The 12,470-nt window shown below is 51.6% G+C and carries 12 protein-coding genes; all 12 read left to right on the top strand.

Annotation, left to right across the window (positions count from 1 at the left end; all coding sequences use genetic code 11):
* Positions 1-657 precede the first annotated feature (657 nt).
* On the top strand, positions 658-1,008 hold the full coding sequence (flhD, locus tag ACJHX3_RS00545; protein WP_001295647.1) for a flagellar transcriptional regulator FlhD: 351 nt from the start codon (positions 658-660) through the stop codon (positions 1,006-1,008).
* A gap of 2 nt (positions 1,009-1,010) precedes the next feature.
* Entirely contained in the window at positions 1,011-1,589 is a 579-nt protein-coding gene (gene flhC / locus ACJHX3_RS00550) for a flagellar transcriptional regulator FlhC (protein ID WP_001291603.1), read from the top strand.
* 126 nt (positions 1,590-1,715) lie between these two features.
* On the top strand, positions 1,716-2,603 hold the full coding sequence (motA, locus tag ACJHX3_RS00555) for a flagellar motor stator protein MotA (protein WP_000906336.1): 888 nt from the start codon (positions 1,716-1,718) through the stop codon (positions 2,601-2,603).
* Entirely contained in the window at positions 2,600-3,526 is a 927-nt protein-coding gene (motB, locus tag ACJHX3_RS00560; RefSeq protein ID WP_116834552.1) for a flagellar motor protein MotB, read from the top strand. Before motA ends, motB begins: the two co-directional genes overlap by 4 nt.
* 4 nt (positions 3,527-3,530) lie before the next feature.
* Positions 3,531-5,495, top strand: coding sequence for a chemotaxis protein CheA (cheA, locus tag ACJHX3_RS00565; protein WP_135113154.1), 1,965 nt, complete (start codon positions 3,531-3,533; stop codon positions 5,493-5,495).
* A 20-nt stretch (positions 5,496-5,515) separates the two neighbouring features.
* Positions 5,516-6,019: a chemotaxis protein CheW gene (gene cheW, locus ACJHX3_RS00570; protein WP_000147302.1), complete on the top strand. Its 504-nt coding sequence runs from the start codon at positions 5,516-5,518 to the stop codon at positions 6,017-6,019.
* 144 nt (positions 6,020-6,163) lie between these two features.
* Complete coding sequence (gene tar, locus ACJHX3_RS00575; RefSeq protein ID WP_001469466.1) at positions 6,164-7,825, top strand: methyl-accepting chemotaxis protein II; 1,662 nt, start codon at positions 6,164-6,166, stop codon at positions 7,823-7,825.
* Positions 7,826-7,870: 45 nt separating this feature from the next.
* Positions 7,871-9,472 carry a methyl-accepting chemotaxis protein IV gene (gene tap / locus ACJHX3_RS00580; protein ID WP_000483224.1) on the top strand — a complete coding sequence of 534 codons (1,602 nt, stop codon included), beginning with the start codon at positions 7,871-7,873 and terminating at the stop codon, positions 9,470-9,472.
* A gap of 18 nt (positions 9,473-9,490) precedes the next feature.
* Positions 9,491-10,351 (top strand): protein-glutamate O-methyltransferase CheR, encoded by an 861-nt coding sequence (gene cheR, locus ACJHX3_RS00585; protein WP_000204333.1) that lies wholly within the window; start codon positions 9,491-9,493, stop codon positions 10,349-10,351.
* Positions 10,352-10,353: 2 nt separating this feature from the next.
* The gene (gene cheB, locus ACJHX3_RS00590) at positions 10,354-11,403 is read left to right on the top strand and encodes a protein-glutamate methylesterase/protein glutamine deamidase (RefSeq protein ID WP_000036384.1); all 1,050 of its coding nucleotides are present in this window, start codon (positions 10,354-10,356) and stop codon (positions 11,401-11,403) included.
* Positions 11,404-11,417: 14 nt separating this feature from the next.
* On the top strand, positions 11,418-11,807 hold the full coding sequence (cheY, locus tag ACJHX3_RS00595; RefSeq protein ID WP_000763867.1) for a chemotaxis response regulator CheY: 390 nt from the start codon (positions 11,418-11,420) through the stop codon (positions 11,805-11,807).
* 10 nt (positions 11,808-11,817) lie between these two features.
* Positions 11,818-12,462 carry a protein phosphatase CheZ gene (cheZ, locus tag ACJHX3_RS00600; protein WP_000983609.1) on the top strand — a complete coding sequence of 215 codons (645 nt, stop codon included), beginning with the start codon at positions 11,818-11,820 and terminating at the stop codon, positions 12,460-12,462.
* Positions 12,463-12,470: the final 8 nt, after the last annotated feature.

Consider the following 12,470-nt stretch of genomic DNA (forward strand, 5'->3'; position numbering starts at 1 on the left):
TCAATCACTCTCGGTGATCATATGATTTCAACTGTAATTATAAGAAAATAATGTACTGATTCTCCATATTAAACAAGTGGTTAATATATGTAAAACATTTTATTAACATTAAGTTGATTGTTGCCTTTCTTTGTATTTAATGAGTTTGTTGTGCGGTAAGTGTCTGTTTAAAAATAGCTTATCTGGTATTGCATTAAAGCAATTATTTATAGCAGATGATTATTTACGGTGAGTTATTTTAACTGTGCGCAACATCCCATTTCGATTATTCCTGTTTCATTTTTGCTTGCTATCGTAGCGAAAAACTTTTTAACAGATTGAAATACACCCAAAACAAAAGTATGACTTATACATTTATGTTAAGTAATTGAGCGTTTTGTGTGATCTGTATCACACATTATTGAAAATCGCAGCCCCCCTCCGTTGTATGTGAGTGTAGTGACGAGTAAAGTTGCGTCGATTTAGGAAAAATCTTAGATAAGTGTAAAGAACCCCTTCTATTTGCAAGGACTTATTAAATCCAAAAAAGGGGCTCTGCCTGTTGCAGCTTATCGCAACTATTCTAATGCTAATTATTTTTTACCGGGGCTTCCCGGCGACATCACGGGGTGCGGTGAGACCGCATAAAAATAAAGTTGGTTATTCTGGGTGGGAATAATGCATACCTCCGAGTTGCTGAAACACATTTATGACATCAACTTGTCATATTTACTACTTGCACAGCGTCTGATTGTTCAGGACAAAGCGTCCGCAATGTTTCGTCTCGGCATAAATGAAGAAATGGCGACAACGTTAGCGGCACTGACTCTTCCGCAAATGGTTAAGCTGGCAGAAACCAATCAACTGGTTTGTCACTTTCGTTTTGACAGCCACCAGACGATTACTCAGTTGACGCAAGATTCCCGCGTTGACGATCTCCAGCAAATTCATACCGGCATCATGCTCTCAACACGCTTGCTGAATGATGTTAATCAGCCTGAAGAAGCGCTGCGCAAGAAAAGGGCCTGATCATGAGTGAAAAAAGCATTGTTCAGGAAGCGCGGGATATTCAACTGGCAATGGAATTGATCACCCTTGGCGCTCGTTTGCAGATGCTGGAAAGCGAAACACAGTTAAGTCGCGGACGCCTGATAAAACTCTATAAAGAACTGCGCGGAAGCCCACCGCCGAAAGGCATGCTGCCATTCTCAACCGACTGGTTTATGACCTGGGAACAAAACGTTCATGCTTCGATGTTCTGTAACGCATGGCAGTTTTTACTGAAAACCGGCTTGTGTAATGGCGTCGATGCGGTGATCAAAGCCTACCGTTTATACCTTGAACAGTGCCCGCAAGCAGAAGAAGGACCGCTGCTGGCATTAACCCGTGCCTGGACATTGGTGCGGTTTGTTGAAAGTGGATTACTGCAACTTTCCAGCTGCAACTGCTGCGGCGGCAATTTTATTACCCACGCTCACCAGCCTGTTGGCAGCTTTGCCTGCAGCTTATGTCAGCCGCCATCCCGGGCAGTAAAAAGACGTAAACTTTCCCAGAATCCTGCCGATATTATCCCACAACTGCTGGATGAACAGAGAGTACAGGCTGTTTAACTTATACGGTGTGGCGCAACATTCCAGCAGCGGTAACGACGTACCGCTGCTTTTTTTTGCCCCAATCGCGCGTTAACGCCTGACGACTGAACATCCTGTCATGGTCAACAGTGGAAGGATGATGTCGTGCTTATCTTATTAGGTTACCTGGTTGTTCTCGGTACAGTTTTCGGCGGTTATTTGATGACCGGTGGAAGCCTTGGAGCACTCTATCAACCCGCTGAACTGGTGATTATTGCCGGTGCAGGGATTGGGTCGTTTATCGTTGGCAATAATGGCAAAGCGATTAAAGGCACGCTGAAGGCGCTGCCGTTGCTGTTTCGTCGCTCCAAATACACCAAAGCAATGTATATGGATCTGCTGGCTCTGCTTTATCGGTTGATGGCGAAATCGCGGCAGATGGGGATGTTTTCGCTGGAACGTGATATTGAAAATCCTCGTGAGAGCGAGATCTTCGCCAGCTACCCACGCATCCTTGCGGATAGCGTCATGCTTGATTTTATCGTCGATTATCTGCGTCTGATTATCAGCGGTCACATGAACACCTTCGAAATCGAAGCCCTGATGGATGAAGAGATTGAGACGCACGAAAGCGAAGCAGAAGTCCCGGCGAACAGTCTGGCGCTGGTCGGGGACTCACTTCCGGCGTTTGGTATTGTCGCGGCTGTGATGGGGGTCGTTCACGCGTTAGGTTCAGCCGATCGTCCTGCCGCCGAGCTGGGGGCGCTTATCGCACATGCGATGGTGGGGACTTTCCTCGGTATTTTATTGGCTTACGGATTTATTTCCCCATTAGCGAGTGTTTTACGTCAGAAAAGCGCCGAAACCAGCAAAATGATGCAGTGCGTCAAAGTCACTCTGCTTTCTAATCTGAACGGTTACGCACCGCCTATTGCCGTTGAGTTTGGTCGCAAAACGCTCTATTCCAGCGAACGTCCGTCGTTTATTGAGCTGGAAGAGCATGTGCGTGCGGTGAAAAATCCGCAACAACAGACGACAACCGAGGAAGCATGAAGAATCAATCGCATCCGATTATTGTCGTCAAACGACGCAAAGCCAAAAGCCACGGAGCAGCACATGGATCGTGGAAGATTGCTTATGCCGACTTTATGACCGCGATGATGGCCTTTTTTCTGGTGATGTGGCTAATCTCCATCTCCAGCCCAAAAGAGCTGATTCAGATTGCGGAGTACTTCCGGACTCCACTGGCGACTGCGGTTACGGGCGGCGATCGCATTTCTAATAGTGAAAGCCCAATTCCCGGTGGGGGTGATGATTACACCCAAAGCCAGGGGGAAGTGAATAAGCAGCCGAACATCGAAGAGCTGAAAAAACGCATGGAGCAAAGTCGATTGCGGAAATTGCGTGGCGATCTCGACCAGTTGATTGAATCCGATCCGAAACTGCGGGCGTTACGTCCTCATCTCAAAATCGATCTGGTCCAGGAAGGTCTACGTATTCAGATCATCGATAGCCAGAATCGCCCGATGTTTAGAACCGGCAGTGCCGATGTGGAACCCTATATGCGCGACATTCTGCGCGCCATCGCGCCCGTACTGAACGGTATTCCCAACCGAATTAGCCTCTCGGGTCATACCGATGATTTTCCCTACGCCAGTGGTGAGAAAGGATATAGCAACTGGGAGCTTTCTGCCGATCGTGCCAATGCATCCCGCCGCGAACTGATGGTTGGTGGGTTGAATGGCGGCAAAGTGTTACGTGTCGTCGGCATGGCGGCAACGATGCGCTTAAGCGATCGCGGACCTGATGATGCCGTCAACCGTCGCATCAGCCTGCTGGTACTGAACAAACAAGCCGAACAGGCCATTTTGCATGAAAACGCCGAAAGCCAGAATGAGCCAGTAAGCGCCCTGGAAAAACCTGAGGTTGCACCACAGGTCAGTGTTCCCACAATGCCATCAGCCGAACCGAGGTGACAGCGTGAGCATGGATATAAGCGATTTTTATCAGACATTTTTTGATGAAGCGGACGAACTGTTGGCTGACATGGAGCAGCATCTGCTGGTTTTGCAGCCGGAAGCGCCAGATGCCGAACAATTGAATGCCATCTTTCGGGCTGCCCACTCGATCAAAGGAGGGGCAGGAACCTTTGGCTTCAGCGTTTTGCAGGAAACCACGCATCTGATGGAAAACCTGCTCGATGAAGCCAGACGAGGTGAGATGCAACTCAACACCGACATTATCAATCTGTTTTTGGAAACGAAGGACATCATGCAAGAACAGCTCGACGCTTATAAACAGTCGCAAGAGCCGGATGCTGCCAGCTTCGATTATATCTGCCAGGCCTTGCGTCAACTGGCATTAGAAGCGAAAGACGAAACGCCATCCGCAGTGACCCGATTAAGTGTGGTTGCCAAAAGTGAACCGCAAGATGAGCAGAGTCGCAGTCAGTCGCCGCGACGAATTATCCTTTCGCGCCTGAAGGCCGGGGAAGTCGACCTGCTGGAAGAAGAGCTGGGGCATCTGACAACGTTAACTGACGTGGTGAAGGGGACGGATTCTCTCTCGGCAATATTAACGGGCGACATCGCCGAAGATGACATCACAGCGGTACTCTGTTTTGTGATTGAAGCCGATCAGATTACCTTTGAAACAGTAGAAGTCTCGCCCAAAATATCCACCCCACCAGTGCTTAAACTGGCAGCCGAACAAGCGCCAACCGGTCGCGTGGAGCGGGAAAAAACGACGCGCAGTAGTGAATCCACCAGCATCCGTGTAGCGGTAGAAAAGGTTGATCAATTAATTAACCTCGTCGGCGAGCTGGTCATCACCCAGTCCATGCTTGCCCAGCGCTCCAGTGAACTGGACCCGGTTAATCATGGTGATTTGATTACCAGCATGGGGCAGTTACAACGTAACGCTCGTGATTTGCAGGAATCAGTGATGTCGATTCGCATGATGCCGATGGAATATGTCTTTAGCCGTTATCCCCGGCTGGTGCGTGATCTTGCGGGAAAACTCGGCAAGCAGGTAGAACTGACGCTGGTGGGCAGTTCTACTGAACTCGACAAGAGCCTGATAGAACGCATTATCGACCCGCTGACCCACCTGGTACGCAATAGCCTCGATCACGGTATTGAACTGCCAGAAAAACGGCTCGCCGCAGGTAAAAACAGCGTCGGAAATTTAATTCTGTCTGCCGAACATCAGGGCGGCAACATTTGCATTGAAGTGACCGACGATGGTGCGGGGCTAAACCGTGAGCGAATTCTGGCAAAAGCGGCCTCGCAAGGTCTGACCGTCAGCGAAAACATGAGCGACGACGAAGTCGCGATGCTGATATTTGCCCCTGGCTTCTCCACGGCGGAGCAGGTCACCGACGTCTCCGGGCGCGGCGTCGGCATGGACGTCGTTAAACGTAATATCCAGGAGATGGGCGGTCATGTCGAAATCCAGTCGAAGCAGGGTACTGGCACTACGATCCGCATTTTACTGCCGCTGACGCTGGCCATCCTCGACGGCATGTCCGTACGCGTTGCGGATGAAGTTTTCATTCTGCCGCTGAATGCTGTCATGGAATCACTGCAACCCCGTGAAGCCGATCTGCATCCACTGGCCGGCGGCGAGCGGGTGCTGGAAGTGCGGGGTGAATATCTGCCCATCGTCGAACTGTGGAAAGTGTTCAACGTCGCGGGCGCGAAAACCGAAGCTACCCAGGGAATTGTGGTGATCTTACAAAGTGGCGGTCGCCGCTACGCCTTGCTGGTGGATCAATTAATTGGTCAACACCAGGTTGTGGTTAAAAACCTGGAAAGTAACTATCGCAAAGTCCCCGGCATTTCTGCTGCGACCATTCTTGGCGACGGCAGCGTGGCACTGATTGTTGATGTCTCCGCCTTGCAGGCGATAAACCGCGAACAACGTATGGCGAACACCGCCGCCTGAATGAGTAAAAAGGTAACAATATGACCGGTATGACGAATGTAACAAAGCTGGCCAGCGAGCCGTCAGGCCAGGAATTTCTGGTATTTACCCTTGGTGATGAAGAGTACGGTATTGATATCCTGAAAGTGCAGGAGATCCGTGGCTACGATCAGGTAACACGGATTGCGAACACGCCAGCGTTTATCAAAGGCGTCACGAATCTGCGCGGCGTTATTGTGCCGATTGTCGACTTACGAATTAAGTTCAGCCAGGTGGATGTGGACTATAACGACAACACGGTAGTTATCGTCCTGAATCTCGGACAGCGGGTGGTCGGCATCGTGGTTGACGGCGTTTCAGACGTGCTTTCATTGACGGCGGAGCAAATTCGTCCGGCACCGGAATTTGCCGTGACGCTTTCAACAGAATATCTCACTGGACTGGGCGCACTGGGCGACCGGATGTTGATTCTGGTGAACATCGAAAAACTGCTGAACAGCGAAGAGATGGCGCTGTTAGATAGCGCGGCGTCAGAAGTGGCGTAATTCTCCCGATTTCCTCAATTGCAATGAACCCGATGATCTGCGCATCGGGTTTTTTATTTCAGTTTCGCGGCGGGTGGCATCAGCAATAAAGTTTCCCCCTTCCTTGCCGATAACGAGATCAACTTGTTTTCAGGAAGGTGCCTTATGATTAACCGTATCCGCGTAGTCACGCTGTTGGTAATGGTGCTGGGGGTATTCGCACTGTTACAGCTTATTTCCGGCAGTCTGTTTTTTTCTTCCCTTCACCATAGCCAGAAGAGCTTTGTGGTTTCCAATCAATTACGGGAACAGCAGGGCGAGCTGACGTCAACCTGGGATTTAATGCTGCAAACGCGCATTAACCTGAGTCGTTCAGCGGTGCGGATGATGATGGATTCCTCCAATCAACAAAGTAACGCCAAAGTTGAATTGCTCGATAGCGCCAGGAAAACATTGGCCCAGGCAGCGACGCATTATAAAAAATTCAAAAGCATGGCACCGTTACCTGAAATGGTCGCTACCAGTCGAAATATTGATGAAAAATATAAAAACTATCACACAGCGTTAACTGAACTGATTGATTATCTTGATTATGGCAATACTGGAGCTTATTTCGCTCAGCCAACCCAGGGAATGCAAAATGCAATGGGCGAAGCGTTTGCTCAGTACGCCCTCAGCAGTGAAAAACTGTATCGCGATATCGTCACTGACAACGCAGATGATTACCGATTTGCCCAGTGGCAACTGGCGGTTATCGCGCTGGTGGTGATATTGATTCTGCTGGTGGCGTGGTACGGCATTCGCCGTATGTTGCTTACACCGCTGGCAAAAATTATTGCGCATATTCGCGAAATTGCCGGTGGTAACCTGGCGAATACCCTGACCATTGACGGGCGCAGTGAAATGGGCGACCTGGCGCAGAGCGTTTCACATATGCAACGCTCTTTGACTGACACCGTCACTCATGTGCGCGAAGGTTCAGATGCCATCTATGCCGGTACCCGTGAAATTGCGGCGGGCAACACCGATCTTTCCTCCCGTACTGAACAGCAGGCATCTGCGCTGGAAGAAACTGCCGCCAGCATGGAGCAGCTCACCGCGACAGTGAAGCAAAACGCCGATAACGCCCGCCAGGCCTCGCAACTGGCGCAAAGTGCCTCCGATACCGCCCAGCATGGCGGCAAAGTAGTGGATGGCGTAGTGAAAACGATGCATGAGATCGCCGATAGTTCGAAGAAAATTGCCGACATTATTAGCGTTATCGACGGTATTGCCTTCCAGACTAATATCCTCGCGTTGAATGCCGCTGTTGAAGCCGCGCGTGCGGGTGAACAGGGCCGTGGTTTTGCCGTGGTGGCGGGCGAAGTGCGTAATCTTGCCAGTCGCAGCGCCCAGGCGGCAAAAGAGATCAAAGCCCTCATTGAAGACTCCGTCTCGCGCGTTGATACCGGTTCGGTGCTGGTCGAAAGCGCCGGGGAAACAATGAACAATATCGTCAATGCTGTCACTCGCGTGACTGACATTATGGGCGAGATTGCATCGGCATCGGATGAACAGAGCCGTGGCATCGATCAAGTCGCATTGGCGGTTTCGGAAATGGATCGCGTCACGCAACAGAACGCATCGCTGGTGCAGGAATCAGCTGCCGCCGCAGCTGCGCTGGAAGAACAGGCCAGTCGTTTAACGCAAGCGGTTTCCGCGTTTCGTCTGGCAGCCAGCCCACTCACCAATAAACCGCAAACACCATCCCGTCCTGCCAGTGAGCAACCACCGGCACAGCCACGACTGCGAATTGCTGAACAAGATCCAAACTGGGAAACATTTTGACGAGTATTTACTAACGCGGTCATTGCCGCCTAATGGGGAGCGTTGATGTTTAATCGTATTCGAATTTCGACCACGCTGTTTTTAATTTTGATTCTCTGCGGGATCTTGCAGATTGGCAGTAACGGCATGTCTTTTTGGGCATTTCGCGACGATTTGCAACGACTGAATCAGGTCGAGCAGAGCAATCAGCAACGTGCGGCATTAGCGCAAACTCGGGCGGTAATGTTACAGGCCAGTACCGCGCTGAACAAAGCAGGCACTCTGACAGCGCTTAGCTATCCGGCGGATGACATTAAAACGTTGATGACGACGGCGCGCGCCAGTCTGACGCAATCCACCACGCTGTTTAAAAGTTTTATGGCGATGACTGCGGGCAACGAGCACGTCAGGGCATTGCAAAAAGAGACGGAGAAAAGTTTTGCCCGCTGGCACAACGATCTCGAACATCAGGCGACCTGGCTTGAAAGTAATCAACTTTCGGATTTCCTCACTGCGCCGGTGCAGGGATCACAGAATGCGTTTGACGTTAACTTTGAGGCCTGGCAGCTGGAGATCAACCATGTGCTGGAAGCCGCCAGTGCGCAAAGCCAGCGTAACTATCAGATTTCGGCGCTGGTGTTTATCAGCATGATTATTGTTGCGGCGATCTACATCAGCAGTGCGCTGTGGTGGACGCGCAAGATGATTGTTCAACCACTGGCCATTATCGGTAGCCATTTTGACAGCATTGCTGCGGGTAATCTGGCGCGTCCGATTGCGGTATATGGTCGTAATGAGATCACCGCCATTTTTGCCAGCCTGAAGACCATGCAGCAGGCTTTGCGTGGGACGGTGAGTGATGTGCGTAAGGGAAGCCAGGAGATGCACATTGGTATCGCGGAGATTGTCGCAGGCAATAACGATCTCTCAAGTCGTACCGAACAGCAGGCGGCATCGCTGGCACAAACGGCCGCCAGTATGGAGCAATTAACCGCCACGGTAGGGCAAAACGCCGATAACGCGCGCCAGGCGTCGGAACTGGCAAAAAATGCCGCGACAACGGCGCAGGCGGGCGGTGTTCAGGTCAGTACAATGACTCACACCATGCAGGAGATCGCCACCAGCTCGCAAAAAATAGGCGACATTATCAGCGTTATCGACGGCATTGCTTTCCAGACCAATATTCTGGCCCTGAATGCGGCAGTGGAAGCGGCTCGCGCCGGAGAGCAGGGGCGTGGTTTTGCGGTAGTGGCAGGTGAAGTGCGCAATCTTGCCAGCCGTAGCGCCCAGGCAGCAAAAGAGATCAAAGGGCTGATCGAAGAGTCAGTCAATCGTGTCCAGCAGGGTTCGAAACTGGTGAATAACGCCGCCGCGACCATGACCGATATTGTCAGTTCGGTAACCCGCGTGAACGACATTATGGGAGAAATTGCTTCGGCGTCGGAAGAACAACGTCGGGGGATTGAGCAGGTTGCACAGGCTGTCAGCCAGATGGATCAGGTGACTCAGCAGAACGCCTCGCTGGTAGAAGAAGCGGCGACGGCAACGGAACAACTGGCGAACCAGGCTGACCATCTTTCGTCGCGTGTGGCGGTATTTACCCTTGAAGAACATGAAGTAGCACGACATGAGTCGGCGCAATTACAAATTGCGCCAGTGGTATCCTGAAGTGATTGAGAAGGCGCTATGACTTCATCTCTGCCCTGTGGGCAAACGTCTTTATTGTTACAGATGACCGAGCGCCTGGCGCTTTCCGACGCGCATTTTCGGCGGATAAGTCAATTGATCTATCAACGAGCCGGGATCGTCCTGGCCGATCATAAACGCGACATGGTTTACAACCGACTGGTTCGTCGTTTGCGTTCGCTGGGACTGACGGATTTCGGCCATTACTTGAACTTGCTGGAATCTAACCAGCACAGCGGTGAGTGGCAGGCGTTTATCAATTCGCTGACCACGAATCTGACGGCATTTTTCCGTGAGGCACATCATTTCCCTCTGCTCGCGGATCACGCACGTCGCCGTTCTGGCGAGTATCGCGTATGGAGCGCGGCGGCTTCGACCGGCGAAGAGCCGTACAGCATTGCGATGACGCTGGCTGACACATTGGGCACCGCGCCCGGACGCTGGAAAGTGTTTGCCAGTGATATCGACACCGAAGTGCTGGAAAAAGCCAGAAGCGGTATCTATCGCCATGAAGAGTTGAAAAACCTGACGCCGCAGCAACTGCAACGGTATTTCATGCGAGGGACGGGACCGCATGAAGGGCTGGTACGCGTGCGTCAGGAGCTGGCGAACTATGTTGATTTTGCCCCGCTGAATTTACTGGCGAAACAATACACCCTGCCGGGGCCGTTTGATGCGATCTTCTGTCGTAACGTCATGATCTACTTCGATCAAACTACCCAGCAGGAGATTTTGCGCCGCTTTGTTCCGCTCCTTAAATCCGACGGATTGCTGTTTGCGGGTCACTCTGAAAACTTTAGCCACCTTGAGCGCCGCTTCACGCTGCGTGGTCAGACGGTGTATGCGCTAAGTAAGGATTAACGATGAGCAAAATCAGGGTGTTATCTGTCGATGATTCGGCACTGATGCGCCAGATCATGACAGAAATCATCAACAGCCATAGCGACATGGAAATGGTGGCGACCGCCCCTGATCCGCTGGTCGCGCGTGATTTGATTAAGAAATTCAATCCCGATGTGCTGACGCTGGATGTTGAAATGCCGCGGATGGACGGACTGGATTTCCTCGAAAAATTAATGCGTTTGCGTCCAATGCCCGTAGTGATGGTTTCTTCCCTGACCGGCAAAGGGTCAGAAGTCACGCTGCGCGCGCTGGAGCTGGGGGCGATAGATTTTGTCACCAAACCGCAACTGGGTATTCGCGAAGGAATGCTGGCGTATAGCGAAATGATTGCTGAAAAGGTGCGTACAGCAGCAAAGGCGAGCCTTGCAGCACATAAGCCATTGTCGGCACCGACAACGCTGAAGGCAGGGCCGTTGTTGAGTTCTGAAAAACTGATTGTGATTGGTGCTTCAACGGGTGGAACTGAGGCAATTCGTCACGTACTGCAACCGTTGCCGCTTTCCAGCCCGGCACTGTTAATTACCCAGCATATGCCGCCCGGTTTCACCCGCTCTTTTGCCGACAGACTTAATAAGCTTTGCCAGATCGGGGTTAAAGAAGCCGAAGACGGAGAACGTGTCTTGCCGGGGCATGCCTATATTGCGCCGGGCGATCGGCATATGGAGCTGGCGCGTAGTGGCGCAAATTATCAAATCAAAATTCACGACGGCCCGGCGGTTAACCGTCATCGGCCTTCGGTAGATGTGTTGTTCCATTCTGTCGCCAAACAGGCGGGGCGTAATGCGGTTGGGGTGATCCTGACCGGTATGGGCAACGACGGCGCGGCGGGAATGTTGGCGATGCGTCAGGCGGGGGCATGGACCCTTGCGCAAAACGAAGCAAGTTGCGTGGTGTTCGGCATGCCGCGCGAGGCCATCAATATGGGTGGTGTTTGCGAAGTGGTCGATCTTAGCCAGGTAAGCCAGCAAATGCTGGCAAAAATTAGTGCCGGACAGGCGATACGAATTTAAATCAGGAGTGTGAAATGGCGGATAAAGAACTTAAATTTTTGGTTGTGGATGACTTTTCCACCATGCGACGCATAGTGCGTAACCTGCTGAAAGAGCTGGGATTCAATAATGTTGAGGAAGCGGAAGATGGCGTCGACGCTCTCAATAAGTTGCAGGCAGGCGGTTATGGATTTGTTATCTCCGACTGGAACATGCCCAATATGGATGGCCTGGAGTTGCTGAAAACGATTCGTGCGGATGGGGCGATGTCGGCATTGCCAGTGTTAATGGTGACTGCAGAAGCGAAGAAAGAGAACATCATTGCTGCGGCGCAAGCGGGGGCCAGTGGCTATGTGGTGAAGCCATTTACCGCCGCGACGCTGGAGGAAAAACTCAACAAAATCTTTGAGAAACTGGGCATGTGAGGATGCGACTATGATGCAACCATCAATCAAACCTGCTGACGAGCATTCAGCTGGCGATATCATTGCGCGCATCGGCAGCCTGACGCGTATGCTGCGCGACAGTTTGCGGGAGCTGGGGCTGGATCAGGCCATTGCCGAAGCGGCGGAAGCCATCCCCGATGCGCGTGATCGTTTGTACTATGTTGTGCAGATGACCGCCCAGGCTGCTGAGCGGGCGCTGAACAGTGTTGAGGCGTCACAACCGCATCAGGATCAAATGGAGAAATCAGCAAAAGCGTTAACCCAACGTTGGGATGACTGGTTTGCCGATCCGATTGACCTTGCCGACGCCCGAGAACTGGTAACAGATACGCGGCAATTTCTGGCAGATGTCCCCGCGCATACCAGCTTTACTAACGCGCAACTGCTGGAAATCATGATGGCGCAGGATTTTCAGGATCTCACCGGACAGGTCATTAAGCGGATGATGGATGTCATTCAGGAGATCGAACGCCAGTTGTTGATGGTGCTGTTGGAAAACATCCCGGAACAGGAGTCGCGTCCAAAACGTGAAAACCAGAGTTTGCTTAATGGACCTCAGGTCGATACCAGCAAAGCCGGTGTGGTAGCCAGTCAGGATCAGGTGGACGATTTGTTGGATAGTCTTGGATTTTGATTTGTATT

The organism is Escherichia sp. WS1265 (assembly GCF_046487585.1).
Taxonomy (GTDB): Bacteria; Pseudomonadota; Gammaproteobacteria; order Enterobacterales; family Enterobacteriaceae; genus Escherichia; species Escherichia coli.

What these genes read in the sequence shown, in the direction of transcription:
- flhD (WP_001295647.1), top strand. Translation starts at nt 658, where the DNA reads ATGCATACCTCCGAGTTGCTGAAACACATTTATGACATCAACTTGTCA.
- flhC (WP_001291603.1), top strand. Translation starts at nt 1,011, where the DNA reads ATGAGTGAAAAAAGCATTGTTCAGGAAGCGCGGGATATTCAACTGGCA.
- motB (WP_116834552.1), top strand. Translation starts at nt 2,600, where the DNA reads ATGAAGAATCAATCGCATCCGATTATTGTCGTCAAACGACGCAAAGCC.
- cheW (WP_000147302.1), top strand. Translation starts at nt 5,516, where the DNA reads ATGACCGGTATGACGAATGTAACAAAGCTGGCCAGCGAGCCGTCAGGC.
- tar (WP_001469466.1), top strand. Translation starts at nt 6,164, where the DNA reads ATGATTAACCGTATCCGCGTAGTCACGCTGTTGGTAATGGTGCTGGGG.
- tap (WP_000483224.1), top strand. Translation starts at nt 7,871, where the DNA reads ATGTTTAATCGTATTCGAATTTCGACCACGCTGTTTTTAATTTTGATT.
- cheR (WP_000204333.1), top strand. Translation starts at nt 9,491, where the DNA reads ATGACTTCATCTCTGCCCTGTGGGCAAACGTCTTTATTGTTACAGATG.
- cheB (WP_000036384.1), top strand. Translation starts at nt 10,354, where the DNA reads ATGAGCAAAATCAGGGTGTTATCTGTCGATGATTCGGCACTGATGCGC.
- cheY (WP_000763867.1), top strand. Translation starts at nt 11,418, where the DNA reads ATGGCGGATAAAGAACTTAAATTTTTGGTTGTGGATGACTTTTCCACC.
- cheZ (WP_000983609.1), top strand. Translation starts at nt 11,818, where the DNA reads ATGATGCAACCATCAATCAAACCTGCTGACGAGCATTCAGCTGGCGAT.